Source organism: Nonomuraea sp. NPDC050404 (assembly GCF_040655495.1).
In the GTDB taxonomy this organism is placed as follows: Bacteria; Actinomycetota; Actinomycetes; order Streptosporangiales; family Streptosporangiaceae; genus Nonomuraea.
This window is the reverse complement of sequence record NZ_JBFAKB010000007.1, coordinates 523,462-547,151: the sequence shown is the minus strand read 5'-3', so window position 1 is coordinate 547,151 and position 23,690 is coordinate 523,462. Positions and strand designations below refer to the sequence as shown.

Below are 23,690 nucleotides of genomic sequence, written 5' to 3'. Positions count from 1 at the left end.
GCTAGCCGGCCGGGAGCTGCCACTCCTGCATGAACTCCGACGCGGGCCCGGCCCCCATCTCGCCCTTCTGCTGGGCCCTGGCCAGATCGCGGTAGACGCCCGCTATGTCGTGGACAGTGGAGCGCGCGTTCCCGTCGGAGTGCCTCCTCGCCGCCTTCTGCAGCTGGTCGCGTGCCTTGTCGGCGACCTTGGGGTCGATGCCGCCCATGGACTGCTGGAGCGTCAGGTTCTCATCGAACCTCCGCAGCCACTCGCCGTACCCGCCGGGCGGGATCTCCTGCCCCAGCGTGCCCTTGGGCGCGGCCGTGCCGATCAGGGCGTCCGGCTCCGCCTCGGGGTCGAGGGTGGTCGCGAAGTCATCGAACGGGTTCTCATCCTCGGTGGCGGAGGGCGACGGGCTCGTCGGGAAGGTCACCAGGGCGGTGGGGCTGGCGTCCGGGGTGGGCACCGCGACCGGCTCCTCCTCCCGCGCCCCCGCCAGCATCACCATGCCGACGGTCACGGCCGCGATCACCACACAGGCAACGCCGAGCTGGAGGATCATCTTGCGGTTCGGCCCCTGATCCGGTTCCGGCTCGTAGTCGCCCGCCGCGTAGACGGCGGTGTCACCGGCGCGCGGCGCGTGCCCGGGACCCGTCGGCACGCCGACGGGCAGGACCTCGGTGGCCCCGGACCCGCCGTTCCCACCTCCAACGCCGCCGCCCCCGGGACCAACGCCCCCGGGACCAACGCCCGAACCCGCCATCCCCGGGCCCGCCATCCCCGGGCCCGCCATCCCCGGGCCCGCCATCCCCGGACCTGCCATCCCCGGACCTGCCATCCCCGGACCTGCCATCCCCGGACCTGCCATCCCCGCACTCGCCATGCCCGCACCCGCCATGCCCGCCTGCAGGCCCGGGTCGCGCAGGGACACACCGGTCACGGGCGGCCCCGCAGGAGCGGGCTTCGGCCGCGCGATGGCCGCCAGCGTCCGCCGGATCGCCTCCCCGCTGGTGGGCCGCTGCGCCGGATCCGGCGCGAGCATGGCCATCAGCAGCCGGTCCAGCTCGGGCGGCACCTCGGCCCTGATCGCGCTGGGCGGGACAAGCCTCCCCTCGCCCCCTCGAACGTCCTGTCCCGGCGCGCGGCCGTCCGGAGTCTCGGAGGGCGGCTGCCCGCACAGCAGCTCGTAGGCGACGCACCCGAGCGCGTACACATCCCCGGGAGCCCGCGCCGCCTGCCCCCCGGCCCGCTCGGGCGCCGCGTACGGGTCGTCCTCCCGTACCGGCTCGTGCTCGTCCAGGCCGAACCCGACGACCTTGAGCACCCCGCTGGAGGCCATCCGGAAGCTGCCGGGCCCGATCCGGCCGTGCACGACCCCGGCCCGGTGCGCGGCGTCCAGCCCGGCCGCCGCCTGCCCGATCAGGTCGCACACCTCGACGATCCGCAGGCGCCCGCGCGCCGCCAGCTCCTCGCCCAGGCTGGTCCCGGTGAGGTACTCCATCACCAGGAACGGGGCTCCGTCGTGCTCGCCGACGTCCAGCACCATGGCCACGTTCGGGTGGATCACCTTGGCCACCGAACGGGCGTGCTGCCTGAGCACCTCCCGCGTGGCGGCCCCCGCGGCCCTGGCTCCGAGCACCTTGACGGCCACGACCCAGTCTGCCCGCGTGTCGTACCCCCGCCACACCTCACCCATCGGCCCGCCGCCGATGCGCTCGTCAAGCCGGTACCGGTCAGCGACCACAGACGGCTCTGCGTCGGACATATCCCCGCCAATAGCTCGTATCAGATTTCTCTCCACGATAGGGCCCTACAGCCCCAACCGCCCCAACAACCGATGGACATAACGACTTTCGTTATTTACGATTATCGTTATGCCAACTCGATGGATCATCCGGCTTGAGACCCTGCTGAGCATCGCCCTGGTTCTCGGCCTGCTGGGCGCCCTGGCCGCCCTCGCCGCGAACGCCATGATCGCGTTCTTCGACACGCCGAACGGATTGGGCATCCCGCTGCGCGTGTACGACGTGCCGACGGCCGGGATGGCGGCGCAGGGCGCCTCCGTGGGCGACGTCACCGCCGAGGTGATCGTCCGTCCCGATGGCGCCGCACCGCTGGCGGGGCTGCTCTACCTGCTGATGTGGGGACCGGGCGCCGCCACGGCGCTGCTGGCACTCCTCACGCTGGTCCGCGCGCTGCGCCGGGCACGCTCCGGCGACCGGGCGCTGTTCTCCGCGGTCACGGCCGGCCATCTGCGCGGCCTCGGCTGGATCCTGATCGCCGGCTCGCTCGCGTCGGGCGTGCTGGGGACGGCGGCGGAGGTCATACTCTCCTCCATGTTGCTGACCGAGAACTATCCGATCTACCAGCCCTCCGGCCTGCTGCCGGCCGGTGTCGTGGCGGGGTTCGCCGCGCTGGGCGTGTCGGAGATCGTACGCCGGGGCCTGGCCCTGCTCGAAGAGGTCGAGGCCACCATCTGATGGCCGATCAGGTCATCAGGGTACGGCTCGACGAGCTGCTCAAGGAGCGCGGCATGACGCTCACCGAACTGTCGCACCGCGTCGAGATCACGGTCGTCAACCTGTCCATCCTGAAGAACGGCCACGCCAAGGCGATCCGCTTCTCCACCCTGGAGCGGTTGTGCCGGGCACTGGGCTGCCAGCCGGGAGACCTGCTGACATACGAATGAGGGGGCGGTCCGGGACCGCCCCCTCACCTGCGGGAAATCAGGCCGTGGCCGGCTCGGGCACGCGCGCGGCGGGCGCGGGGCCGTCCAGCGGCCGCGGCGGCGCGTTGAAGACCTCCTCGTCCAGGCCGTCCTCCGAGCGCGCCACCAGCACCGGCACGACCATCTGGCCCGCCACGTTCGTAAGGGGACGTTGCACATCATGTGAAGGTAGGGTCTGATGACCGCTCCTCCCCCCATCATCTCCCCGGAGGGTTCCGCGCGCCGAAGTTCTGCAGCGATCCTCGAAGTCATGCGGGTCCGCATCCACATCACCGACGGCCAGCGCGCCGCCCTCCTCGCGGTGCTCGACCGCTCCCCCGAGCCGGGCGTGCGCGTCTCGGCGTTCACCGTCGCATTCGACCTCGCAGACCCGGCCGCGTGGCTGGAGGGCCGGATGGCTGAGTGGCCTCTGGGCGTCTTCCCGCGGGCCAGCCTTCACGGAGTCCTGCGGAAACTCCGTTCGGCGATCCAGGGTCAGGTTCAGCCTGACCTCCGCCCGGCCGTCCTCCGACACGCCGCCGCCCTCATCCGGTCCGGGGAGGAGCTCCGCGCCGGGAACGCGGTCCTGGCCGCCGTCGCTCAGGTGCTACCCGCCGGGCAGACGGGCGACGGCCTGCCGAACCGCGCGATCCGCGCCGTCGCCGAGCGCCTGACGCTGACGCCCGTGGAGAGCCCGCTGACCGCGTTCGTCTGGTGGGACCAGGACCACGGCCGCACCGACATCGCCGACGCCCTGGAGGCCACCGCCGCGGCCCTCGACGGCGAGGAGGCGGGGTCATGACCGAGATCACCCGCGCCGACTTCGGCGAGTGGGACTGGGAGAACGCCACCGAGGCCGTCTACCCACTGATGGCCAAGATCCAGGACATCGGCTTCCACCGGATCGGCGACTGCTGGACACCTTGGGCTGAGCGGGGCGACGTACCGGCGCTGATCGCTGAGGCACGCGGCATCCTCGACGAGATCGAGAAGCCACTCAAGGAGGCCCGCCGCGCGCTGGCCCGCATCGAGGGCGGGGCGCGGCTCCGTGCCGTCCGAAGGGAGAAGGCGCTCCAGGAGTTCAGGGAGGTGACTCCGTGAGCCGCCGCCGTGACCACGTGACCGAGCCCGCCGAGCTCGCCGCCAACCTCAGCCGGTTCTTCAAGCGGCTGGAGGACCACGCCGCCGGGGACCCGGCGAACCTGGTGCTCATCGATGAGCTGATGGAGGACCTGCGCCGGACCAAGCTGCGTGCCATCGCGCGCGCGGCCCGCTCTGCTCGCGAAGGCGGCGACTACACGTTGGGCGAGATCGTCGCGATCCTCGGCATCCGGAAGCAGAGCGTCCACGAGCTGATCCAGAAGGGCCGCGCGCTGCTGGAGGCTCAGCGGCAGCGCCTGGGCGTCGTCAGCCTGCGGGAGCGGCGCCGGGCGCGCCTGGAGGCCGCGGGCGTTCCGGACCGGCGCGCGAGCTGAGGTCGTCGCCCCGTCACCCCTCGCCGGGTGGCGGGGCTACCCTTTCCCAACCCCCGACGTGAAGGGCAGGAGTTGTGAGCACCGCAGGAAGCGACCGCGATTGGCCCGCGCTGGCGCGCGTAGTCCGGGAGAGACGCATCCAACTCGGGATAGTGAACCAGAGGGCTGCGGCGGCCAGGGCGGACGTCCACGTCAACACGTGGAACGCTCTGGAGAACGGCAAGGTCGTCAGCATGGAAAGCCTCGAAGCGATCGCCAAGGCGCTGGAATGGTCCACCGCAACGCTCGTGGCCGTGCTGCGTGGACCTGCCGAGGATCACGAGCAGCGCCCCGCGCGCCATCGCGTCGCGCTGAACCTTCGCCGCCTACGTCGGCTCGCGGGCATGAAGCAGGCGGATGCCGTGGCCCGCCTGACGGAGATCGGTGGACCCGCTTGGACCGAACCGACTTACAGCGCCGCCGAGCGATCACCCGACAGCGGGCGGACCAAGAGCTTCACGGCTGACGAGATCGAACAGCTTGCCGCGTGCTACGGCGTTCCCGTGTGCGTCCTCTTCGGCGACCACCCGAACCACGCCGAACCGCCGTCGCAGGCCGAAGTCGGGGCAAGCGCCTGGCAGCTCTGCGAGGAGGCCGTCAGGGGCGCCGAGGGCGGTTGGGTGTCGCGAGAGGTGGGCGCGTTCGCCGCCGCCGTCCTGGCCGCGCTCGACGACGAGGCCGCGCCGTGAGTGTCGGGCGGATCGTGGGGCAGAACATGCGCAGCCTGCGCGAGGCACGCGCCGTCGTCCTGGCCGACGTCGCAAGAGCTGCGCGGGCGGTCGGGCTGTCTTGGGATGCCTCAGCCGTCTCCCGGATCGAGACCGGCGCCCGGCAACTGACCCTTGACGAGTTCCTGACGCTGCCCCGGATCATGACCGCAGCCCTCTGTGAGCCAACCACCCTCGTTACACTCCTCGCGGACGGCACCGGGAGCCTCTCCGAGACGTGGGCGCTTCTCGCAGAGCCGGGCGTCGCGCACCTTGCGGTCGAGGCCATTCCTGATCTCGCGCGGAAGGCCGTCGAGTGTTCTAAGCGAGCGGCCGAGACGCAGGGCGGGGACACCGACCTGTACGACCGCGCCGCAGAGCTAGGAGTGACCCCCGAGGCCCTCTCCGACGCCATGACCGAACTCTGGGATGTCCGTTCCCTGCGCGCCGAGCGGGAGCGCCGACTCCGGGAGTCCGACACCGACCTGAGCCAGCCAACCAGGGCACGCACGGCCCGAGGCCACCTCACGCGTCAGCTCATGGCTGAGCTGCGCCACCATCTCGCGGAGAATGGCCAGTGAGCGGCAATTGGACGACCGTGCCCGGCCCCGAGGGCGTGACGGTCTCTGTACGGCTTGAGCATGGCGACGACGGTCGCCGGGTCGTGACCGGGTTGCATCTCGAAGGAGCGATCACGGCGGATATCCTCCGATCGCTGCGCCTCGCACGCATCGAGGCGGCAGCCAATGGGGAAGGATGCCAGCGCCAGCCACTACGCCGACCGGGCGGCACCGATCCCGACACGTTCTATGCGGAGGTGGCCGACGCCTATCGCGCGGCGGCAGCGATCACGCAGGCGCCCGCCACGCTCCTTGCCAGGGAGGCCAGCGTGCCCGTGTCGGCCGTCTACCGATGGGTTCGGGAAGCGCGACGGCGAGGCTTCCTCCCCGTGGGCCGCAAGGGCAAGGCAGGCTGATCCACGCTGTCACGCCCCGCTGATCATCTGGTCGGCGGGGCGTCGCCATGTTCGACGACGAACAGGCCGCGACCCGGCGCGGTGACAAGCAGCCCTTCGCGCTTGAGCACGTCGAGCGCCTTCTTGATCGTGTTGCGGCTGAGACCGGTCTCCTCTTCAAGCTGTGTCTGTGAAGGGATCCGGGTGCCCGGCGGAAACTCGCCGGCCTCGATGCGGGCACGTAGCGCGTCGGCGAGCTGGAGGTAGGGCGCGCGGAGCCCGTCCGGATCGATCTTCACACGTCAGAACCTAGCTGACCAGGCCAAACAAGACATAGGCAGGGCCGGGCCTGGCCAGCCGTGGCCTAGTTGCGTACACTGCGTTGCCATGGACTCACTCCCCCAGGTGATCCCGGTCGTCAATGCCGTGCTGCCCCCGATCTTCGAGTGGACGGCGCAGGGCGGTCCGGGCCGCGGCTCCGGCGGTGTCGCTGGCAGCGGCGACCAGGCGACGGCGGACCTTCTCCTGGCGATGCTGCGACTGCCACCAGGCGCGACTGGCCACCTCCGGCACGTGCGCCTGGACCACGAGCAGCCGCTGGACTACCTGACCGCGGGCCCGCTCATCCTGGCGCGGCACCATGCGCCGGGGGTGGTCCGGCTGACGGGCGGCCCGCGATGAACTGCACCAGCGACCCGCACGATGAGTGCCCGTCCTGGTGCACCGCGCCCCACTATGCGCGCGATCGGCGTCACGTCGCCGAGATCCACTGCGTGCACCTGGAGCCGGTGGGCGCCGACGTGCTCGGGCCGCGCCTGTTCGCAGACCTCCGGCAGGGCCCGGATGACGCGGCACCCCTGGTGCACATCGATCTCGATGAGATGCCGATCCTGCAGCTCGATCCGGCGAAAGCCATCCGCGTCGGGTGGCTGCTGATCGAGCTGGGGCTGCTGGGGGGCGGGCAGCCATGAACCCCCACAGGCAGGCGTGGCGGCGGCGACTCGTCCTGGACGTTCGCCGCCACGCCGTCGCGCTCAGGGCGGGCGCGGCAATGGCGGCACGGCCCAAGGTTCGCCGCCCCGGGCTGTGCCGCCGCACTCAAGGGCTGCCAAGGAGGTGGGGCGTGAACGAGGCCGAGACGCGCGCCTACTACGACATCCCGGAGAACGCCGCGGCGATGTGCGACATGCTGATGGGCGCCCATCCGGGATGGCTGGTGCGGCGGATCCCGACCGCCAGGTCGTTCCAGTCCGCACCGATATGGGTTGCCCGCCGCGTCGAGTGGACCGCCAACCAGAGCTCGCTCTTCAACGAGAACGCCGGAGTGATCAACCTGGCTATGTACCAGGTTGACGCTGGGGCGGTGGTGTGAATGACCGGCTACACGACAGTCCCGTACGTGATCGCCTACTCGAACGAGCTGGTCAAGGACCCGATCTGGTTCGAGGACACTCCTTGCGGTGGGCCGCGGCTGTCCTATCAGCCTCCGGGAGAGAACGACTGGGTCGGTCCCGGCGGGGTGCGGCGTAACGCCTTGGGTATCCTTCGTGCCCGCGTCCTCGACCTGCGCGACCAGCCGTCGGATGTGCGCGGCCACGAGCGGATGCGCAAGCTGAACACGCTGCGCCAGTGGAAGTGCATGGACGATCTGCTGTGCCAGGTGTGCGGCTACCCGGCCGTGGACCTGGAGACGGGGCGCTTCCCGTGGCTGCTGGTCAAGAGCGTGTTCGAGCGAACCGGGCTCGACTCGGGCCGGACGAACGCGCCGCCGTGCTGCTGGGCGTGCATGCCGAAGGCGCTCGCCGAGTGCCGGATGCTGCAGGACGAACCGGTCATGGTCTGCACCGCGACCGGGGTGACATCGGCGGGTGTACTGGCCGACCTGTACGAGCCGACACCGATCACCGGCCAGCCGACGCCGCACGCCCGCAACATCTTCATCTCGTGGACCAACCATAGTTGGCACTCTCGGTCGTTCGCCGTCGCCCAGGTGGTTGAGCTGCACGGGATTAGGCCGGTGGTGGAACCGCCATAGACGTCCCGGCTCCCGGACGGCTGCTGCGGGCCGGGAGCCGGGCGCAAGACCCCTTCTCTGGACGCCTTTGCCGGGCGAGCACCACTAGCCCAGAGGAGGGCAAGGGGTGGCCTCAGGCCCATGGAGAGGCGGCCTGGGGCCACCCCGCAGTGAACAACTGAAGACGCCCGGCCCCCCGGCGAGCCTCGCACACGTCCCACCGGGGGGCCGGTGCCAGACGGCCCGGCGTTAGCAGTCCGCCGGGCTCGGCCCCGCCCACGTGGAGGCGCAAGGGCGGGGCCACACAAGAGCCGCCCTCGGAGGGTGCTCCGCGCCGGCCAGGTCCATCAGGCTGGCCGTCGCAGCGGAGGGCAATCCTCCCTCCGAGGGCGGTGACCACCACCGAGCCGAAGGAGAAGATATGCGCGCCCCCATCGCGACTGATTCACGCCTGCATCTCGTGAGCGCTACGTCTGGTCGCGCGGGGACACGTACGTGCCGCGCTGTGGCAGCGTGTAGACCAAGCCCTCATCGCGCAACGCCTCGATGGCGTGCCGTACCGTGGCGCGGGCCACGCCATGCTCCTGCTGGAGCTGGAGCTCGGACGGCAGGACCTGGCGCGGCTGGTACTCGCCGGAAAGGATCTTGGCCTTCAGGATGGCGGCGATCTGCCGGTAGATCGGCGTGGGGTCGTGATGATCCACTGTCACGCTCGTGAACGTAAACCACGTGCCCGACGACCTCGACGTCATCTACGTCTAGAACGTAGAGAACGTCTAGCACAGAAATTCGAGGAAATCTCTTGGCCTACGGACAAAAAGATCCTATGGTCTGATATGCGCTCATTTCGGCCATGCCGAAATGAGCCAGGCGCGGCGGCGTACCCCTTCCCAGGCGTCCGCCGCCGCGCCCCTGACACGCCCAGCCGCACGAGAGACACTGGCAGCGTGAGCGCCACCATCACCTTCCGCAAGACCAAGAGCGGCGAATGGGTCGCCTACGGCCCCGCCGAACTGATCAAGCCGGGCCCGGTCGTCGTCAGCAAGAAGGACGGCACCACCGTCGAAGAGGTCATCGAGCGAGTCGGCGCGCCATTCGACGTAGGCGGCCAGCCGATGGTTTATGGCTACCTCGCCCCGGCGGCGTGCGTCAACTGCGACCAGCCCGGGGCAACTCACCACCGCCGCGACTCATCCGGCATCCCCGGCAAGGTGTGCGACCGCTGCAACCGAGAGCCCTGGTACATGCTCTCCTTCGCATGACGAAAACAGCCCACCTCCCAAAGAAGGTGGGCTGCTCGTTGCGCCGCTATGCCGCGAACTATCACTCAACGCCCCTAGAATGCTGATGGTTTAGTAGCGGCATTCACGGAGTGGGGATCACGGGATGAAGGCGTGTACCGCGTGCGGCGAAACCTTCCCTCTGGACAGCTTCGGCACAAACCGGGCGCTGAAGGATGGGCGCCAGAGCAAGTGCAAGGGATGCATCTCCGCCCAAAAGGCCGCTTTGAAGGCCAGCTATCAGCTCAACTCTGCTCCCGCCGAGAAGACCTGCCGGCAGTGCATGCGCATCCTGCCCGCATCGGCGTTCAACGCAAATAGCTCATCCCCCGACAAGCTTCAGGGTCTCTGCAAAGCCTGCCAGGGCGACACCCACCGCCTGGCTAAGTACGGACTGTCGCCTGCCACTTATGCGAACCTGCTGGCTCAGCAGGGCGGAGGGTGCGCCATCTGCCAGGCTCCGGCGTGTTCCTCCGGACGCGCCTTCGCTGTCGATCATGACCACTCTTGCTGCCCAGGCAAGAAGACGTGCGGCAAGTGCGTCCGTGCGCTCCTCTGCTGGAGGTGTAATCACACGCTCGGAGTCCTTCGCGAGGACGTTGAGATCTTTCGCAAGGCGATCCAATACATCGAGCGCACGCAGAGTTGATAGTTGAGCGCGTGCCACGGCGTCCCGTGGCAGAGGCGGGTGAACCGGCTATCCCGAAGGAAGAGGTCCCCTGGACCTCTTGTCACCGGCCACGTCCAGCGTAGCGACGCCGGGCGTTCAGGGCATGCGGAAAACGGCCCGCCGCGCACCCTCAGGTACGCGGCGGGCCACCTGCACGGCACCCTCACGCCGTGGTCTAGGCAGCCAAGTCGTAGTTCGGCTTCTTGCCCGTCAACCCAGCAGCGAGCAGGATCCGGCCACCCGCCGGCCACCACGTTTCGACCCACCGACCGAGCGCGTAGTAGGCCCCGGTGATGGCGACGGTGACCAGCTCGGCGACGGCGCCCTCGGGCAAATCCAGGCCGACCTTGGCCGCCCAGCCGAGCAGCACGCCGACGACGACCGGAACGACGGTACGGATGATGGATGCGAGCATGACCCCTCCTTGGAGGTCGGATTCTTGGACCTGCCCGGCGGTATGCCTGGTCAGGGGTTGAACTGGAAAGCAACTCTTTCCAGTTCAGGAGACGGGACGCTCCCATGTGGCCCGCCAGGTGGCGGGACCGACGATGCCGTCAGCGTCGAGCGGCCAGCCCTGCGCCGTCGAGTCGAGCTGGAACGCTCGGCACACCTCCGCCGAACGCGGCCCGAAGTCGCCGTCCGGGATCAGGTCCCAGCCGCGATCCCGCATCCGGGCCTGCCAGGAGTAGACGTCGGCACCACGCGTCGAGGGCGGGTAACGGAGGAGACGGCCAGGGAATGGCGGTGCCTTCTCCGGCTTGCTGCCGGGCCGTGGCGCTCCGGCCTTCACCCAGGCGTACAGCTTCGGCCCGGGGCAGTCGGTGGCGTAACCGTCGCGGTGGCCCTTGATCTCCGGCCCGGCGCCGCCCTCGGCACGCAGCCACTCGATCGCGTCGCGGATGCCGTGCAGCATGTCGTCGGACGGGACGGTCAGGCCGCTGTTGCCAACCAGCCCGAGCACGGCGTAGTGGTTGGCGTTCAAGCCGCTACCGTTGGCGGCAGGCAGGTGGTGGAGTCCTCGGCCGACGAACACCTTCCGGTGTGGGCAGACGGCTGCCGTGTACCCGAAGTCCAACCAGCCCTGGTTCATGTGGGCCTTCTGGATTCCGCGCACGGTGGCGAAGCAGAGGTCATGGTCTTCGGCCAGCTTGGGATCGACCCGCGAGCCGACATAATGGATCTTGCAGCCTCGCGTCCGCGCAAGATGGTCGTAGGCGCCCTTCGGGGCGCGGGCCTTCCACTCCTGGCGTGTGATGAGGTCGATGGCCACGTCAGCCCCTTTCCGGTGGGCTAGAGTCGCGGTGTTCACGGTTTGGCTTGGCATGGCTTGGCATGTCCGGGTGCGGTTCGTCTGGGCCAGGCATGGCTGGGCTCGGCAGGCATAGGGAAGCGGGCAGGGTCAGGGATCCTGCCCGCTTTCTGCTTGTGGCGTGCAGGTGTAGGTAGTCGAGCCAGCAGGGTCAGGTCTGCACAGGTAGGTGGTCTCGCCGATGGGGATGGTCAGCGACGATGGCGCCGGGCCGGGCTCACCGCGCGGACCTGGTTCTCCTGTGACCCCTCGTTCGCCCTGAGGCCCCGGGCTGCCTTGCGGTCCGGGTCGGCCATCCTCACCCGCCGGTCCTTGCTCTCCGCGTGGTCCGGTCGGCCCGGTGACGGTGGCGCCGGGTTCGCCGCGCGGTCCGGGGCTTCCCTCCGTGCCGGCGGGGCCATGGGTGCCGGGCTGGCCGTCGTCTCCGTCGTCGCCTTGTGGGCCTGGTGGCCCGGATGGCCCCGGCTTCCCCGATGGGCCGGGCGGCCCGGATGGTCCGATCGCGCCGCGCTCCCCGGGCGGCCCCGGCGAGGGCGACACCAGCGGTACCCCGCCGAGCTTCTTGACCTGATCAACGAGGACCTGGCGGTCGTCCTCGGCTTGCCGTACGCGGTCGCCGAGCGATCCGATCTGGAGCGACACCCACAGCCCGAGGACTGCGACGACGGCGACACCGGCGATCAGCACCCAGTTGCGGCGGATGTTGCGCACGTGCTGGCCCATCACCCTCCGCCCCCGGGCGCGAGCCAGATCTGGACGGCGATGGTGATCAGGATGAAGAGGGTGGGCAGGATCCCGGAGTAGATCATCTGCTTGACGTTGCCGCCACGCTTCTCCTCGCGCTTCTCGTCGGCCGCTTCGAGCCTGGTCACGGCGGCGGCCAGGTCGCCCCGCAGAGCCCGAACTTCGTCGAGGAGGGTCTGGCGCAGTTCGTTGACGTCGCCCTCGACCTCGGTGAACCGGCGCTCGATCAGCCGCTGGTCGCTGGCGTACTCGGCGCGCTGGATGAGCTGGGCGAGGCTCATGACCACCCCGTCGAGGCGGCGGGACAGCTCACCCGGGGAGGGCTCATCGGTCACATCGCTCCCTCGCAAGAGTGGGCCTCTTTGGCGGACTGTGTTGCGGCATTACGGCAGGGCCGGGCTATTTGCTGACCCACAGCAGCGACCAGCGGTCGGTGCTCTGCAAGTCGAGCGCTGAGCCTGAGTCTTGGAAGGCCCGGACCTCCAAGTAGTCGCTCACGGCCAGGAACGCGATCCCCGACAGCGCCCCGCTGGCGCCACCGCCGCCGCCGATCGGCACGTACAAGTGGACGATCAGGTTGGTGGTGTTGTTCTTGCGGATGATCGACTGGCGAATCCCCGTCGTTCCGAAGTTCCACGTTTGCGTCAGCGTGAACTTGTACCATCCCGCGCTCTGGGCCGTATAGCGCGAGTTGTTGGTCACGTTGTCATGCCCGCCGTCACGGTCAATCTCTTCGCTGACCCAGGTGACAGTCTGAGTGGAGTTGTTGGGAATGCTCTGGGAGTTGCCCTTGATCAGCGACGCGAGGGGTGGCGACAGCAAGAAATTCAGGCCATCCCTAAGGTCAGTGTTCAGCTTCGATGCGGTCAACAATTCGCCCACCGTCCATGTGCGGGGGTTCGGCACCGTTGCCATGTCAGGTCGCCTCCCCGTGCATTCCCTTGCACGTCGCGCACAGGCCGACGGCGGGTCTCAGCAGGCAGGACGCGCACGGCCAGAACTGGAGAATCGCGGGCAACGACTCCAGGTTGACCGTCAGCTCGGGCATCCTGTCCGGCCAGGCCAGCTCGGCGGTATTGCCCCAGCCGCCGCCCGCGCACTCGGTGCACCAAAACGTGGTGGCATTGCGGGGCAGGTTGAAGGAGACGCCGCACCCCCACGGGCAGTCTGCAATCCACCGGCCCTCATCCACCCGTGCCATGACCGTCAGGTCCGGGTTGTGGCCGGTGGGCCGGGGCGCGGGCTGGGGGCGCTGCGAGTCCAGCCACTCCCAGAAGTGCGCCCACTCCAGGATGGGCGTCGGAGCCGGGAGCATGTGCTCGGCGAAACGCAGCGGAGAACGAACCGGCATGCCTCTCCTCAATATCCGAGCGCGTTGGAGTCGAGCACGCCAAGCACCGCATTGTCGAGCGTGAAGAACGATCCGTACTTGGTAGCGCTCTGCAAGTTCCACGTAGTGATCCAGGTCGCGCCGGTCGTGACATGGCTGACGCCCCTGATAAAGACATCGCGGACAATCTCGCCACCGCCACCGGCTGGCTGACGGCGAATGCGGATCCGATCGCCGATCTCCCTGGCCAAAACTATGGGAAAAAGCGTGTCAGGATCGGCGTGCGCGTGGATCTCGATCTGATCGAACCGCACCTCGGGCTCACGCGATACGTACAGAATCCAGCCCGCGTACGCCTCAACTTGGGTATCCGTTTCCAGCATCAGAGAGGTGGCCGGAAACGTCTTGATCAGGAACTCGTCTTGGCTGGCTTCGTCATTGGCGACATACTCGACGCCGCCCTCGCGTTGGGCTCTGATTTCGTTGTACAGGGTCGCATCGTCCGTAACCAAGCGCGCAACGGCAGGAGTGAACTCCCCGTTCGTGCCGAACGTCGCCTGCACGGAGTTCGACCGCGATTCCAGGAGAAGGGCCTGCCGGTTGCGGAACACGACGTTGCCGCCCGCGTCGATGTACAGCTCGCCGATCTCCGACTCGGCGACCGCCTGCAACTCCGCAAGCGCCTCGCCTTCCAGCGTCGTCGCCTGCAACGTGCTGTCGCCGATGGCGATCGACCGGTCGGCGGCAGGCCATCCGGCGCTGGTCAGGATGCGCTCCACCCGCGCCCCGGCATCTTCCCCCGCGCCGACCGCGCCGACGGCCGCCCTCTTGCGGTTGGCCAGCACCTTGAACCCGTCGCTGGCAGTGACCACCACCTCGGACCAGATGTCGGCGACATGATCGACGTCCCACTGATCGATGTAGCCCCGGAACACGTCATACGTGACCGCATCCCATTCGGCGCGGATTCTGAGGGGCCGCATGGGCGTGACCTTGCTGCGGGCACCGGTCGCGTATGGGCCGTCCAAGAAGGTCGGGTCGTACCGCCGGTCGGCGTTCTTCAGCGTCGCGCTCGCCGTGCCAGCGTTGTACCGGACCACCGGCGACACCACACGGTCAGAGCCGCGCCTGGTCGAAATCCCACCCTGACCGGTGAGGGTCACGTCCGTCCACGTGCCCTGCACCGGGCCGAGGCGCTGGTCGCTGACGGCGATGTTGTCCATGTGCCAGTAGCCGTTGACGTCCCGCTGGAGATGCCACTCGCACGAGTTGGGCTTGCCGTTCGGCCAGGCGATCACGCTGGAGATGGCGTAATCGGTGGCGATCGCGCTGTTCGGGTCGTCGTACCGCCAGATCTCGCCCGTGCCATTGCCGCCGCTGTCGATCGTCCAGCGCATCTCCAGCCGCGACCACTGGCCGATCGGCAGCGGCGTGGTCAGCGGAGCTGCGATCGCCGTGCTGAAGCCCTGGTAGAGCCGGATGATCCGGTTCGAGAAGATCCACACGCCGCTGACCTGGCCGGACGGCCCATTCAGCATGAACAGGCGCTGCGTCCCGGTCGCGCTGATTAGATACACGTACATCCGGGCGCAGAAAACATCCCCGGTCTGCGTGAGGCCCGTCCAGTCCATGTGACAGTCCGCGCCCGACGTGGGATTGAACGCCGACAAGCCAGACCCGAACACCGGTGAGTTCGAGAAGCGCGGCGACCCAACGATCGCGTTGAATGCCGACCCGCTCGCCCCGCCGGAGTTGCCCGTGCTGATCGTGACGCCGTTCGTCCCACCATCGAAGCTGTTGACCTTCGCGTTCCCGGCCGGGAACGCGTTGTCGAACATGACCTCGACGCTGATCGTCGGCAGGCTCACGTCGAACGCCGCCAACCAGCACCGGAGCGCCGCTCGAACTCCTGGATCGCGCTCACGACCCGACGCCCGATCTCCGGGCCCGAGTCCAGCCCGCCGTTGACGCTGATGTTGTAGACCGGGGCCGGCCGGTACATGCCGCCGCTGCTGCCACCCGCCGACGCAGGCGTACGGCTGACCGGCATGGTCTTGAAGAACCTGCCGCCGAAACGCTCCGCCACCTCAGACAAGATGTCCTCGCTGCGGGCCCGCTTGCTCATCGCGAGCGGAATGTACGCCTCACCACCCGTCTCGGGCTCGGCCCACATGCGGATGGTGTTCGCGCTGGCGATCTGCGCGATGTGGTTCTCGGCGCCGCCCGCGAAGCTGCGGATGCCTCCGTTCGCGTAGGTCAGGATGCCGCCGTCGGCCATCCCAACCGCTGCCCGCAGCGCCTCCCGGCTGAGGTCATCCTGGTACTCCGTCTTGACGAAAACCCGGACCGTCCTGTCCTTGCCGATGCCGTTATCGATCTCGATCCCGAGCTTCTGCGCCGACTCGAACACGCTGCGGCGGCCGCCGTCCATGCCCTCGCGCACCTTGTCCGCGACTTCCTGACCACGCGTCTGAGCGATGTGTCGCAACGCTGGCCCGGCGTCCTGCAAGTTCTGGGCGAAGACCTCGCCCGCCTCTTTGCCGCTGCGGCCGTGAAGGCTGATGAACTTGGACAGTTCCTCGTCGCTCATGTCCGCCGCGGCTGCCACGATGTTCGCGGCGCCGGGCCCCAGTTTCGCCAGCTCATCGAGCATGGCAGGCGGCACCCGGGCGCTGAGTTTGATCAGGTTGTCCTGCCACGCCTCCTGGTCACGGACCTGCTTCTCCAGCTCGCGGAGGAGTTCCTCCGAGGTCAGCTTGGCCTCGCCGCGCAACCGGCCGTACGACCCCGTGACGTTGTCAACCGCCGCCGCCGCGTCCCTCGCCGCCTCCTGCCGGGCTTCCCGAACCGCCCGCTCGGCATCCTGGACGTCGCGGGCCGCGTCGCGCGACGCCTTGGCCGCCTCAGCCTGCGCCTCCGACACCTGACGTGCAGCGTCCTTGGCCACCTGCGCGGCGTCCTTCTGAGCAGCGGCAACGTCTTGCTGCGCCTCCCGAACCGCTCTCGCATTCTCGACCCGCGTCCGGTCCAGCTCCGACTCGGCGTCGGCCAGCTGGCGTGCGGCGTCCTCCCGCTGGCGGGCTGCCTCAGCGTGCGCGTCAGAGACCGCCCGCTCGGCGTCCGCGACCGTGCGGGCGTTCTCCTCCCGCTGCCGGGCCGCCGCCTCCTCCGCCTCCGACTCGGCGCGCCGCGCGTCCTCGATACGGCCGATGGCATCGACGACCTCCGTGCTGCCATCGATACCGCGCCGCTGCGCATCCGCCAAATCCTCGCGAAGCTCGGCGTTCCGGCGGCGGACCTCCTCCAACCGGGCCAGCGCCTGCCTGTACGCCAGGTCAGCCTCTCTGCGGTCGAGGTCGGTCGCCTCAGGATCTGAGCCGATCTCATCGAGGCGCTGCCGGGCCCGGTCGATCGCGAGCTGCGCACCCTCCTCATCAAGGGCCGCGCCGGACTCCGCCGCAATCAGATCCTCGATACGCTCGGCAGCCCGCTCCCGCGCGGCCGTCAGATCCTCAACCGCCTCCTGCGTACGCCGATGGGCATCCTGCACCCGCCGCTCAGCATCCACCTGCCTGGCCGCAGCGTCCTGCTGAGCATCGGCCAGCCGCTGCTGAGCGTCCGCAATCCGCCGCGCCCCATCCTCAGCCACGTCCGCCAGTCGCCGACGCGCATCCTCCACCCGGCGCTGGGCTGCTGCCTCACGCTCCGCGCCCTGCTCAACGGCTGCCGTGACGGCAGCCTGGGCATCACGCACCCGCTCCTGGGCGGCTTCCACCGCCTCAGCCGCCTGCCGGTGCGCGTCCTTCACGCGCTGCTTGGCCGCGGCCACCCGCTCCGCGCTCTGCTCCTGCGTGTCGGCCAGGTCCCGCTCCGCGCGCGCGATCCGCTCGGCGCCCTGCCGCGCCGCCTCAGCCGCGCGGGCCTGCGCCTGCGCCATGGTGTTCACGCCGGACGTGCGCTGCTGGGCGGACGCCATCACCCCGGCAAGATCGACGAAGGACGCGTAGGCGTCGGCCCACGCCGTCCGCATCGTGCCCGACGCCTCATCAGCGCTCGCAGCGATCGACATCAGGCCAGAGGCCGCTGGCCCGCTGGACTGGCCCATCGCGATGTTCTGCCGCTCGACCTTCGCCGCCTCCACACCGAAATGGCTCAGCACGCCGGCGGCCGGGTTGACCACGGTCGCGATTGCCTTGAAGGCGTTCGCGTTCTCCTGCACCGTCCGCACCAGTTTGGCCAGCGACGCGACTGCGTTACCCGCCCACTCGGCGATCTTGGCCAGGTTGACCGCGAAATCGCTCACGAGGGCGGGGTCCCGCTCGATGGCCCCCACTACAGCCGAGATCGCGTTCGCCAGATGCTGCATGATCTGCGGCATCTTCGGGCCCAGATCAGCGAGCACCGCAGCGAAAGCTCTCTGCACGGCATCAATGGCCGGGGTCAGCTCGTCGAGGCTGTCGCCAGCGTCGTCGACGAAATCCTCGACGACCGGCGCGAGGTCGTCGAGGTTGCGGCGGATCACCGGCGACAGCTCGGCCAGCTCTCGCTCCGCGACCTGCACGATCCGCGTCCAGACGGCCTCAAAGGGTTGGCCCATCACGGCCGCCTCGCGCTCGGCTGTCGCCCTGAGCTGGCCGATAGCGTCCTGCGCGGCATCGCTCCCGTGGGCCGCCGCCAGGCCGATCCCAGCCAGCGCGCCGCCCAGCACCACCGTGACCGCGCCCGCGACACCCGCCGACAACGCCGGCAGCGACACCATGCCAGCCGCGACCGCCGCCCACGTCGTCGGACCGGTCGAACGGATCAGCGTCAACGCGGACTGGACCAGACCGAGGCCTGCAGTCGCCGCCGCGGCGCCGTCCACGTTCACGTCCACCGTCACCCGGCGGTCGAGGTCGCGCGCCTCCCGCTCCACTCGGTCCAGGTCGCGGACAGCCCTGTCCACGTTCGCGCCAACCAGGACCTCGGGATGCATCGCGGCCAGCGCGGTCAACTGGCGGCGGATCTTCTCCGCCTCATCCGCAGCCGCCCTGGCGTCGAGGTCGATGCCGATCCGCTTGCCGGACAGTTCACTCAAGCGCTTCTTGAGATCCGCCACCTCGCGCTCGGCATCGCTGGAGTCCGCCGTGATCTCGATCTCCGGCAGGCGGCGGGTTGCATCCTCCAGCAGCCGCCTGGTCTTGATCGCGGTCCGGCCGACATCGTCGAGCTGGTCGCCGAAACGACCAGCGTCGGCTGCGGCCTTCGTGAGGGTCGTGCCCTGCTGCTTGGCCTGCTTCTCCAGGTTCTCCAGCTCGCGCGTAAACCGCTTGGAAGCGTCCTCGGCTTGCTTTAGGCCCTTCTGCGCGTTGGTGGTACCGGAGTCGTCGAACTTCGACTTCAGCGCGAGGATCAGGTCACGGGTGGGCATGCGAGCGCGCCTCCTCGTTCCGGATCATCACGATGTGGACTCCGCGGCCGTCATCGGCCGTCACCGTCTCCTGGGTCGCTTCTCTGATCTCGCAGCCGCGGCAGCGCCGCTTCTCGCCGACATACGCCCAGTGGTGGCCGCCGCGCGCCGGATCCCACTCCTCCTCGCGGGTGCCGCACGTGCGGCACGTCTCGCGCTGCCAGATGTGGTGCCAGATCGCCTTGTCCCGGTCGGCGTCCTCCCATCGCAGGAACTCCGAGTGCGGGATGCCGTAGGCGGCGCAGACGTCCAGCTCTAGTCGGAGGGTTCGATCTGCGCCCAACCTTTTGGGAGCGACTCATCCGGCGTCCTGGCGTTGAGCCGGACCACCGTGTTGAAGAGCAGGAGCTGCTCCGGGCCCGACAGGACGTACTTGAAGATGTGCTCCCAGTCCTCCACCGACCGGCCGGACTCGTCGCACGCCAGCAGCAGGGCGCGCGGGAATGTGTCGCCGTTCCAAACGTCGTCCGTGGTGTCCGGCCTGGGTTTGTGCTGCCCGATCAGCGCCTCGAAGTCATCGGCCGGGAGTGCCCGCAGCGGGATGAACTCGTAGCAGTCCCGCTGCCGCTTCTCGGCGCGCTTGAGGGCGGCCTTGGCCTTCCGGATCGCAGCGTCGTCCGCGTTGCCCGCTGTCCGCAGCAGTGCAAGCTCCCAGCTCGCCCGCTCAACCTCGCGCCGAGCCTCCGTGTCGTCGTCGATCCGGATCGGATGCTCGGCGCCCAGGCGCTTCCGGCTGAGCAGGCGGTCCGTCATGCCGGGATGGTCACGTTCTCGCTGGGCTCGGACGTGACTGCGTACTGGATCGTCAGCCTCGCGGCCTCAGCGCCCATGCTGCGGACCTTGCCGACCGACAAGACGCGGACGGGGAACACGTCCATCTTCCGGCCGGCGACGTCTCCGCCGTCGAGCCAGACGATGTACCCGGCCGTGTCGCGCGGCATCAGGGTGCGCACGTCCGCGCCCGTCTCGCCCGCGTAGAACGTGATCGCAGACTCATCGGCGCTGGTCAGGCCCGGGATGTTCGACACGAACCTGGAGTTCAGGTCCGGGGTGTCGATCTTCTGACCGGAGACCATCCACCCGCTGATGTCGGCGACATCCTTCGACAGGTCGCTGCCCGCATTCAGCTCGGCCCGCGACGGGGCCGCGATGTTGGCGATCGAGACGATCCACGACACCTTCGTGATGCCGGGCCTGAAGAATCGAGAAGCCGGAGTGATCGGCGTTGCGGGCATTAGCTATCCCCCCTGGTAGAGCGCCGACCCTTCGGCGATTCGGGCAAAGAAGAAGCCCCGGAGGCGTCCTCCGGGGCTTGGTCTGGCTGGCCAGATCCGTCAGGCGGCGGGTCAGGCATCGCCGCCATCACAGCGGCGCGAGCCTCCTCCGGGTCCCAGCCGCCAGCGACGAGCGCGGCGATCGTCTCCGGCCGCCGATCCGGCGCGTCCACGAGCTCCCAGCCCGACCGCTGGTGCTCCTGCAGCGCACTGGCGGGCACCTCGACCGGGTCACGGTCGCCGAGGCGCGGGTGCGAGATCCACACGGTGTCCATGAGCGCCCCCTACGCCGACGCGCCGACGATGACGACGTCGCCCGTGACCGGCGTGCCCGCCGCGCTGTTGACCAGGTTCAGCAGATCGCCCGTGGTGGCCGTCACCGCGACGCCGGCGGCCGACGGGTCGAACCACACGAAGAGCCCGCCCGGCTTCACCGGGATGCCGTCGCTGGCCGCCAGGAAGAGCGGCACGCCGGCCGAGCCGTCGCGCACGACGTTGACGTTGTTCGTGTTGGTGGTCGAGGCGGCCACGACGACCATCTTGATCTTCGCGAACGTCAGCGTGCCGCCCAGCGGCCCGGCCAGCGAACCCGCCAGGTCGATCGCCTGCGTGCTCGACGCGGTGATCGAAAAGCTGTCCGACCAGATCATGTCCGCCTGGCCCGCACCCGTGCCCGTGGCCAGCGCCAGCTGGCGGGCGAGCCGCAGATTCGACGTCGGCGTGGTCAGATCGAGCGGCGAGGTCAGTTCGGCCTCCAGCTCGAAGAAACTCTGCAGCCTGAAGGCCATCAGCACTCCCCTTTCATCGGAAGCCGTTCTCTCTCGCGACCTCATCCACGACCGCGACCCCCTTGGCCAGCACCGTGTCCGCCGCCGCCCGCACCGCAGGCTCCAGGTACGGCTTGGTCTCCTCCGCCACCTCGCGATCCCGGTGGCCGTGCACGGGGTGCACGAAGTGGCTGGCGCCCGTGATCCCCTCGTAGGCGCGACCGTGCGGCGCGACGCTCCGACGAACCCGGATGATCACGCCAGGATCCCGGCTGAACCGGACCGACATCGAGATCGCCCGCGGGATCCGCGTCGACCAGCTGGCCCGGCCCCGAGCGTCCGCGACGACCGGCTCAGCAGCCGCCCTCAAGGCTGGCCTCAGCTTTTGGCGCAGCTCCTTCGGGATGCCCTGCAGCTGCTTCGACAAAAGCCTGAGCGCGGCCGACGGGTCCTGCGGGTCGCTGAAGGTCGCCATCACGCCACCGCGAACGCGTCGATATGGACGACGAACCTGACGGTCGCGACCGGCCCGGCTTTTGTCTGGTCCGTCATCATGTCCAGCGTCGACATGCGCGCCAGCATCACCGTCCCGCCGAGCCGCGAATCCCGGCCCAGCTCATCGCGGAACCCGGCGATCAGCTCCAGCGCCCGCGCGCGCACGGTACGCGTGTCCGGTCGGCCGCGGCGGTGCGCGTCGCCCCGCCAGGAGCTGGCCATGCACATCACGTCGTAGGACTCGCGGTCCGGCTCCATGTCGAGCTGTTCCTGCGCGAGCGTGTTCCGGACGTCGGGCTCGCTCGGCGTGCCGCTGTACCCGATCGCGATCACGTCGGGTTCGACATCGACCGTCGGCGGGCCGTCGAGGATCATGACGTCCTCCGGCCAGGCGCGCTCAGCGAGCGCCACGAGCGCGTCGAGCGCCGCAGGGATGGTGGACACCGGTCACGTTCTCCCAGGTCGTTGGAGGTCAGGCTGAACCTGACCCTGGAATCGCGGGCACAGGCGGCCCGAGGAAGTCAGCCGACGAGCGGTTCGTCGCGCTCCTGGTGGCGTTTCAGCCCCAGCAACTCGCTCACCCTGTACGGCAGCGCGTACGGCCTCCCCAGAGCGGCGATCGAGTCCGACTCACCCAGCGCCGGGCGGCCGCCGCCGTTGTTGTGCTGGGAGCCCTGCCACAGGTGCTTGACCAGGTCGAGGGCGGCCAGGCGGAAGTTGCGCGGCAGCGGGCTCCGGCCCGCCCGGTACGTCACCCGCACCGAGCTGCACGAGGCGGGCACGCTCAGCACGCCCTCCGCGTTCTCCAGCGTCCAGCCGGATGTCCCGGCCAGCGCGTCGGCCGCGGCCACCACCGTGCCGCCCGGCAACGTCACCACCGACGTCACCGAGATGACCGGCCGCTCTGGCAGCACCACCACGCCTCGGCGAGCCGATCGATCCGCCACAATGGTCGTCGGGGTGACGTGGCCCATCCGGTCCTCGATCACTCCGCAGGCCGCGCCGATGAACCGGCGCAGCGCCTCATCGTCCTCCGTCAGAATCTGGTCCTTGCGTAGGTGCTCCTTGGCGTCCACCAGCGAGATGAACGGGCAGCCCTCGGCCGGCTCGACGTCGATCACGTCCGTCATCGACGAGGCGTTCGCGCCGGTGGCCACCCAGCGCACCCGGTGGATCCCGGCCTGCACCGTCGCGTAGACGTACTCGTAGACGCCCGTCTCGACCGGCGCCACCGGATCATGCACGTCGGTCGTGCCGTCCGGCAGCGTGATCGTCAACCTGACGTTGCCAGCGTTGGCCGGCGCGCGCTGCTCATCAGTGATCGTGATGCTGAGCGCCGCAGGGTCCCCGAGGTCATAGCTCATGACCGCCCTCCCCTCATCGACGCCGTCCGCCGCAGCCCGCCCACCATCTCGGGCCCACGCTTGACCCGCAGCCCCATCGAGCCCGGCCGCGGCGCCGCCTCCGGCGTACGGTGCGACGCCGTCACCACCGCGAGGGCCAGGCCCTGCGCGCCCACCAGCTTTCGAGGGGACGCCGCGGCCGAAAGCGCCAGCAGCCCGTGGCCGGTCGCCGCACCGATGTGGGTCACCTGCGCGCGGCCAGCCAGCACGGCCCCGGCCTGACCTGACACCACGCCCACATGCGTTGCCGCGGCACTGGCGCGGGCCACCGCCATCGTCACGCTGGCGACCGGCGCCACCTTGCGGGCCGCCCCCGCGCCAGCGACTGCCAGGCAGGAGCGAGCCGATATGGCGACGACCTTCCGCGCGATCGCCGACGACGACACCGCGATCGCGCTGGCACCGGCAGCGTCCACGCCACTCGGGACCGCAGGCGGGATGATGATGGTCGGAATCGCTGACGCCCACGGGATCGGCGGGCCGCTCTCCGTGGTCGTCCCTGTCCCGCCGGACAAGGCGTTGTTGTTGCCGCTGTAGTCCGTCAGCTCGGCGTTCAGGAACGGATGGAACCGCAGAAGGTTGCTCGTACGGCGCGGCACGTGCTGGGCAAGCTCATCCTCAACCTCGACTGCTGACAGAGCCGCGTCCCAGACCTTGAGGGCAGCCAGGCGGCCGTCCCACCAATCGTCATAAGGGTCGTCACCGATCGTCCACTGCTGCGGAGCGGCCGGCGGCGAGAAGTCAGCGACCGATCCGCTGCCCAGCGGATCGCCCGCCGCGGCCCTGTAGAACGTCGCGTCGGCGCCCGAGACCACGACGCCGATCCGATACCACGTCGCTGCCGTCGCAACCAGGGGGGCCACGCCATTGAACGCGTGCGAGCCCGAGTCGATGAGCTGGAGTTCGCTGGTGCTGTCGCGGATGGTGACGCCAGAGAACTGGTCGGCGAAGGTCCTCAGCCAGTAGATCGTCCGAAATCTGCTGCCCACCGCCGCGGGCCAGATCCACGCAGTCAGCGTGTAGACGTTTCCTGGCAGGCCGTTAGTGGCGGTGTGCTGCTCGGACGCGGCATCGTAGCGGACCGCCATGC

The 23,690-nt window shown here is 69.4% G+C and carries 33 protein-coding genes; 14 read left to right on the top strand and 19 right to left on the bottom strand.

Going from position 1 to position 23,690, the window contains the following annotated elements; all coding sequences use genetic code 11:
- Position 1 precedes the first annotated feature (1 nt).
- Complete coding sequence (locus tag AB0I81_RS23130) at positions 2-1,747, bottom strand: protein kinase (RefSeq protein ID WP_360659766.1); 1,746 nt, start codon at positions 1,745-1,747, stop codon at positions 2-4.
- A gap of 109 nt (positions 1,748-1,856) precedes the next feature.
- Here AB0I81_RS23130 and AB0I81_RS23125 point away from each other — a divergent pair, with 109 nt between their 5' ends.
- Together AB0I81_RS23125 and AB0I81_RS23120 are read left to right on the top strand one after the other, a co-directional pair.
- A complete protein-coding gene (locus AB0I81_RS23125) occupies positions 1,857-2,462 on the top strand; it encodes a hypothetical protein (RefSeq protein ID WP_360659764.1) in 606 nt (201 codons plus the stop codon).
- Positions 2,462-2,671 carry a helix-turn-helix transcriptional regulator gene (locus tag AB0I81_RS23120; protein WP_360659762.1) on the top strand — a complete coding sequence of 70 codons (210 nt, stop codon included), beginning with the start codon at positions 2,462-2,464 and terminating at the stop codon, positions 2,669-2,671. The genes AB0I81_RS23125 and AB0I81_RS23120 overlap by 1 nt, the downstream gene beginning before the upstream one ends.
- Before the next feature lie 37 nt (positions 2,672-2,708).
- Here AB0I81_RS23120 and AB0I81_RS23115 read toward each other — a convergent pair whose 3' ends face one another.
- Positions 2,709-2,867, bottom strand: a complete 159-nt coding sequence (locus AB0I81_RS23115) for a hypothetical protein (RefSeq protein WP_360659760.1) — start codon at positions 2,865-2,867, stop codon at positions 2,709-2,711.
- Between the two features lie 93 nt (positions 2,868-2,960).
- Here AB0I81_RS23115 and AB0I81_RS23110 point away from each other — a divergent pair, with 93 nt between their 5' ends.
- The 6 genes from AB0I81_RS23110 (at position 2,961) to AB0I81_RS23085 (ending at position 5,886) form a co-directional block, all read left to right on the top strand.
- Entirely contained in the window at positions 2,961-3,491 is a 531-nt protein-coding gene (locus AB0I81_RS23110; protein ID WP_360659758.1) for a hypothetical protein, read from the top strand.
- On the top strand, positions 3,488-3,790 hold the full coding sequence (locus tag AB0I81_RS23105) for a hypothetical protein (protein ID WP_360659756.1): 303 nt from the start codon (positions 3,488-3,490) through the stop codon (positions 3,788-3,790). Before AB0I81_RS23110 ends, AB0I81_RS23105 begins: the two co-directional genes overlap by 4 nt.
- Positions 3,787-4,164: a hypothetical protein gene (locus AB0I81_RS23100; protein WP_360659754.1), complete on the top strand. Its 378-nt coding sequence runs from the start codon at positions 3,787-3,789 to the stop codon at positions 4,162-4,164. Before AB0I81_RS23105 ends, AB0I81_RS23100 begins: the two co-directional genes overlap by 4 nt.
- A 74-nt stretch (positions 4,165-4,238) precedes the next feature.
- Positions 4,239-4,892 (top strand): helix-turn-helix transcriptional regulator, encoded by a 654-nt coding sequence (locus tag AB0I81_RS23095; protein ID WP_360659752.1) that lies wholly within the window; start codon positions 4,239-4,241, stop codon positions 4,890-4,892.
- Between the two features lie 26 nt (positions 4,893-4,918).
- Positions 4,919-5,491, top strand: coding sequence for a hypothetical protein (locus tag AB0I81_RS23090; RefSeq protein WP_360659750.1), 573 nt, complete (start codon positions 4,919-4,921; stop codon positions 5,489-5,491).
- A complete protein-coding gene (locus tag AB0I81_RS23085) occupies positions 5,488-5,886 on the top strand; it encodes a hypothetical protein (protein WP_360659748.1) in 399 nt (132 codons plus the stop codon). Before AB0I81_RS23090 ends, AB0I81_RS23085 begins: the two co-directional genes overlap by 4 nt.
- A gap of 23 nt (positions 5,887-5,909) precedes the next feature.
- Here the strand turns inward: AB0I81_RS23085 and AB0I81_RS23080 are convergent, their stop codons facing one another.
- Positions 5,910-6,164 (bottom strand): winged helix-turn-helix domain-containing protein, encoded by a 255-nt coding sequence (locus AB0I81_RS23080; RefSeq protein ID WP_360659746.1) that lies wholly within the window; start codon positions 6,162-6,164, stop codon positions 5,910-5,912.
- 88 nt (positions 6,165-6,252) lie between these two features.
- On the opposite strand from AB0I81_RS23080, the gene AB0I81_RS23075 reads away from it, so the two are divergent.
- From AB0I81_RS23075 to AB0I81_RS23060, 4 genes are all read left to right on the top strand, one after another.
- Positions 6,253-6,546, top strand: coding sequence for a hypothetical protein (locus tag AB0I81_RS23075; protein ID WP_360659744.1), 294 nt, complete (start codon positions 6,253-6,255; stop codon positions 6,544-6,546).
- The gene (locus AB0I81_RS23070) at positions 6,543-6,836 is read left to right on the top strand and encodes a hypothetical protein (protein ID WP_360659742.1); all 294 of its coding nucleotides are present in this window, start codon (positions 6,543-6,545) and stop codon (positions 6,834-6,836) included. Before AB0I81_RS23075 ends, AB0I81_RS23070 begins: the two co-directional genes overlap by 4 nt.
- Before the next feature lie 152 nt (positions 6,837-6,988).
- Positions 6,989-7,237, top strand: a complete 249-nt coding sequence (locus tag AB0I81_RS23065) for a hypothetical protein (protein WP_360659740.1) — start codon at positions 6,989-6,991, stop codon at positions 7,235-7,237.
- The gene (locus AB0I81_RS23060) at positions 7,238-7,900 is read left to right on the top strand and encodes a hypothetical protein (protein WP_360659738.1); all 663 of its coding nucleotides are present in this window, start codon (positions 7,238-7,240) and stop codon (positions 7,898-7,900) included.
- Positions 7,901-8,346: 446 nt separating this feature from the next.
- Here AB0I81_RS23060 and AB0I81_RS23055 read toward each other — a convergent pair whose 3' ends face one another.
- Positions 8,347-8,589: a winged helix-turn-helix domain-containing protein gene (locus AB0I81_RS23055; RefSeq protein ID WP_360659736.1), complete on the bottom strand. Its 243-nt coding sequence runs from the start codon at positions 8,587-8,589 to the stop codon at positions 8,347-8,349.
- A gap of 237 nt (positions 8,590-8,826) precedes the next feature.
- Between AB0I81_RS23055 and AB0I81_RS23050 the strand changes: the two genes are divergently transcribed.
- Together AB0I81_RS23050 and AB0I81_RS23045 are read left to right on the top strand one after the other, a co-directional pair.
- Positions 8,827-9,141: a hypothetical protein gene (locus tag AB0I81_RS23050; protein WP_360659734.1), complete on the top strand. Its 315-nt coding sequence runs from the start codon at positions 8,827-8,829 to the stop codon at positions 9,139-9,141.
- Positions 9,142-9,265: 124 nt separating this feature from the next.
- Positions 9,266-9,808: an endonuclease VII domain-containing protein gene (locus AB0I81_RS23045; protein WP_360659732.1), complete on the top strand. Its 543-nt coding sequence runs from the start codon at positions 9,266-9,268 to the stop codon at positions 9,806-9,808.
- Positions 9,809-10,004: 196 nt separating this feature from the next.
- On the opposite strand, the gene AB0I81_RS23040 is transcribed toward AB0I81_RS23045, so the two are convergent.
- The 15 genes from AB0I81_RS23040 to AB0I81_RS22970 all read right to left on the bottom strand — a co-directional run bounded on the left by AB0I81_RS23040 (position 10,005) and on the right by AB0I81_RS22970 (position 23,688).
- The gene (locus AB0I81_RS23040) at positions 10,005-10,244 is read right to left on the bottom strand and encodes a hypothetical protein (protein WP_360659730.1); all 240 of its coding nucleotides are present in this window, start codon (positions 10,242-10,244) and stop codon (positions 10,005-10,007) included.
- 84 nt (positions 10,245-10,328) lie between these two features.
- Positions 10,329-11,099 carry an N-acetylmuramoyl-L-alanine amidase gene (locus tag AB0I81_RS23035; RefSeq protein WP_360659728.1) on the bottom strand — a complete coding sequence of 257 codons (771 nt, stop codon included), beginning with the start codon at positions 11,097-11,099 and terminating at the stop codon, positions 10,329-10,331.
- Between the two features lie 761 nt (positions 11,100-11,860).
- Positions 11,861-12,217 carry a hypothetical protein gene (locus AB0I81_RS23030; RefSeq protein ID WP_360659726.1) on the bottom strand — a complete coding sequence of 119 codons (357 nt, stop codon included), beginning with the start codon at positions 12,215-12,217 and terminating at the stop codon, positions 11,861-11,863.
- Between the two features lie 64 nt (positions 12,218-12,281).
- Positions 12,282-12,797, bottom strand: a complete 516-nt coding sequence (locus tag AB0I81_RS23025) for a hypothetical protein (protein ID WP_360659724.1) — start codon at positions 12,795-12,797, stop codon at positions 12,282-12,284.
- Between the two features lies 1 nt (position 12,798).
- Positions 12,799-13,233: a hypothetical protein gene (locus AB0I81_RS23020; RefSeq protein WP_360659722.1), complete on the bottom strand. Its 435-nt coding sequence runs from the start codon at positions 13,231-13,233 to the stop codon at positions 12,799-12,801.
- Positions 13,234-13,241: 8 nt separating this feature from the next.
- Positions 13,242-15,095, bottom strand: a complete 1,854-nt coding sequence (locus tag AB0I81_RS23015) for a hypothetical protein (RefSeq protein WP_360659720.1) — start codon at positions 15,093-15,095, stop codon at positions 13,242-13,244.
- Complete coding sequence (locus AB0I81_RS23010) at positions 15,077-18,622, bottom strand: hypothetical protein (protein WP_360659718.1); 3,546 nt, start codon at positions 18,620-18,622, stop codon at positions 15,077-15,079. The genes AB0I81_RS23015 and AB0I81_RS23010 overlap by 19 nt, the downstream gene beginning before the upstream one ends.
- On the bottom strand, positions 18,609-18,944 hold the full coding sequence (locus AB0I81_RS23005) for a hypothetical protein (protein ID WP_360659716.1): 336 nt from the start codon (positions 18,942-18,944) through the stop codon (positions 18,609-18,611). Before AB0I81_RS23005 ends, AB0I81_RS23010 begins: the two co-directional genes overlap by 14 nt.
- Positions 18,917-19,414, bottom strand: coding sequence for a hypothetical protein (locus tag AB0I81_RS23000; RefSeq protein ID WP_360659714.1), 498 nt, complete (start codon positions 19,412-19,414; stop codon positions 18,917-18,919). The genes AB0I81_RS23005 and AB0I81_RS23000 overlap by 28 nt, the downstream gene beginning before the upstream one ends.
- The gene (locus tag AB0I81_RS22995) at positions 19,411-19,896 is read right to left on the bottom strand and encodes a hypothetical protein (protein ID WP_360659712.1); all 486 of its coding nucleotides are present in this window, start codon (positions 19,894-19,896) and stop codon (positions 19,411-19,413) included. The genes AB0I81_RS23000 and AB0I81_RS22995 overlap by 4 nt, the downstream gene beginning before the upstream one ends.
- Before the next feature lie 323 nt (positions 19,897-20,219).
- Entirely contained in the window at positions 20,220-20,723 is a 504-nt protein-coding gene (locus tag AB0I81_RS22990) for a hypothetical protein (RefSeq protein WP_360659710.1), read from the bottom strand.
- A gap of 13 nt (positions 20,724-20,736) precedes the next feature.
- On the bottom strand, positions 20,737-21,177 hold the full coding sequence (locus AB0I81_RS22985; protein WP_360659708.1) for an HK97 gp10 family phage protein: 441 nt from the start codon (positions 21,175-21,177) through the stop codon (positions 20,737-20,739).
- Complete coding sequence (locus tag AB0I81_RS22980) at positions 21,177-21,641, bottom strand: hypothetical protein (protein WP_360659706.1); 465 nt, start codon at positions 21,639-21,641, stop codon at positions 21,177-21,179. The genes AB0I81_RS22985 and AB0I81_RS22980 overlap by 1 nt, the downstream gene beginning before the upstream one ends.
- A gap of 77 nt (positions 21,642-21,718) precedes the next feature.
- Positions 21,719-22,561 carry a hypothetical protein gene (locus tag AB0I81_RS22975; protein ID WP_360659704.1) on the bottom strand — a complete coding sequence of 281 codons (843 nt, stop codon included), beginning with the start codon at positions 22,559-22,561 and terminating at the stop codon, positions 21,719-21,721.
- Positions 22,558-23,688 carry a LamG-like jellyroll fold domain-containing protein gene (locus AB0I81_RS22970; protein WP_360659702.1) on the bottom strand — a complete coding sequence of 377 codons (1,131 nt, stop codon included), beginning with the start codon at positions 23,686-23,688 and terminating at the stop codon, positions 22,558-22,560. Before AB0I81_RS22970 ends, AB0I81_RS22975 begins: the two co-directional genes overlap by 4 nt.
- Positions 23,689-23,690: the final 2 nt, after the last annotated feature.

Coding starts and splice junctions, on each gene's coding strand:
- AB0I81_RS23130 (WP_360659766.1), bottom strand. CDS start 1,747: ATGTCCGACGCAGAGCCGTCTGTGGTCGCTGACCGGTACCGGCTTGAC.
- AB0I81_RS23125 (WP_360659764.1), top strand. CDS start 1,857: ATGCCAACTCGATGGATCATCCGGCTTGAGACCCTGCTGAGCATCGCC.
- AB0I81_RS23120 (WP_360659762.1), top strand. CDS start 2,462: ATGGCCGATCAGGTCATCAGGGTACGGCTCGACGAGCTGCTCAAGGAG.
- AB0I81_RS23110 (WP_360659758.1), top strand. CDS start 2,961: ATGCGGGTCCGCATCCACATCACCGACGGCCAGCGCGCCGCCCTCCTC.
- AB0I81_RS23105 (WP_360659756.1), top strand. CDS start 3,488: ATGACCGAGATCACCCGCGCCGACTTCGGCGAGTGGGACTGGGAGAAC.
- AB0I81_RS23090 (WP_360659750.1), top strand. CDS start 4,919: ATGCGCAGCCTGCGCGAGGCACGCGCCGTCGTCCTGGCCGACGTCGCA.
- AB0I81_RS23075 (WP_360659744.1), top strand. CDS start 6,253: ATGGACTCACTCCCCCAGGTGATCCCGGTCGTCAATGCCGTGCTGCCC.
- AB0I81_RS23070 (WP_360659742.1), top strand. CDS start 6,543: ATGAACTGCACCAGCGACCCGCACGATGAGTGCCCGTCCTGGTGCACC.
- AB0I81_RS23060 (WP_360659738.1), top strand. CDS start 7,238: ATGACCGGCTACACGACAGTCCCGTACGTGATCGCCTACTCGAACGAG.
- AB0I81_RS23045 (WP_360659732.1), top strand. CDS start 9,266: ATGAAGGCGTGTACCGCGTGCGGCGAAACCTTCCCTCTGGACAGCTTC.
- AB0I81_RS23040 (WP_360659730.1), bottom strand. CDS start 10,244: ATGCTCGCATCCATCATCCGTACCGTCGTTCCGGTCGTCGTCGGCGTG.
- AB0I81_RS23025 (WP_360659724.1), bottom strand. CDS start 12,797: ATGGCAACGGTGCCGAACCCCCGCACATGGACGGTGGGCGAATTGTTG.
- AB0I81_RS23020 (WP_360659722.1), bottom strand. CDS start 13,233: ATGCCGGTTCGTTCTCCGCTGCGTTTCGCCGAGCACATGCTCCCGGCT.
- AB0I81_RS23010 (WP_360659718.1), bottom strand. CDS start 18,622: ATGCCCACCCGTGACCTGATCCTCGCGCTGAAGTCGAAGTTCGACGAC.
- AB0I81_RS23000 (WP_360659714.1), bottom strand. CDS start 19,414: ATGACGGACCGCCTGCTCAGCCGGAAGCGCCTGGGCGCCGAGCATCCG.
- AB0I81_RS22995 (WP_360659712.1), bottom strand. CDS start 19,896: ATGCCCGCAACGCCGATCACTCCGGCTTCTCGATTCTTCAGGCCCGGC.
- AB0I81_RS22990 (WP_360659710.1), bottom strand. CDS start 20,723: ATGGCCTTCAGGCTGCAGAGTTTCTTCGAGCTGGAGGCCGAACTGACC.
- AB0I81_RS22985 (WP_360659708.1), bottom strand. CDS start 21,177: ATGGCGACCTTCAGCGACCCGCAGGACCCGTCGGCCGCGCTCAGGCTT.
- AB0I81_RS22975 (WP_360659704.1), bottom strand. CDS start 22,561: ATGAGCTATGACCTCGGGGACCCTGCGGCGCTCAGCATCACGATCACT.
- AB0I81_RS22970 (WP_360659702.1), bottom strand. CDS start 23,688: ATGGCGGTCCGCTACGATGCCGCGTCCGAGCAGCACACCGCCACTAAC.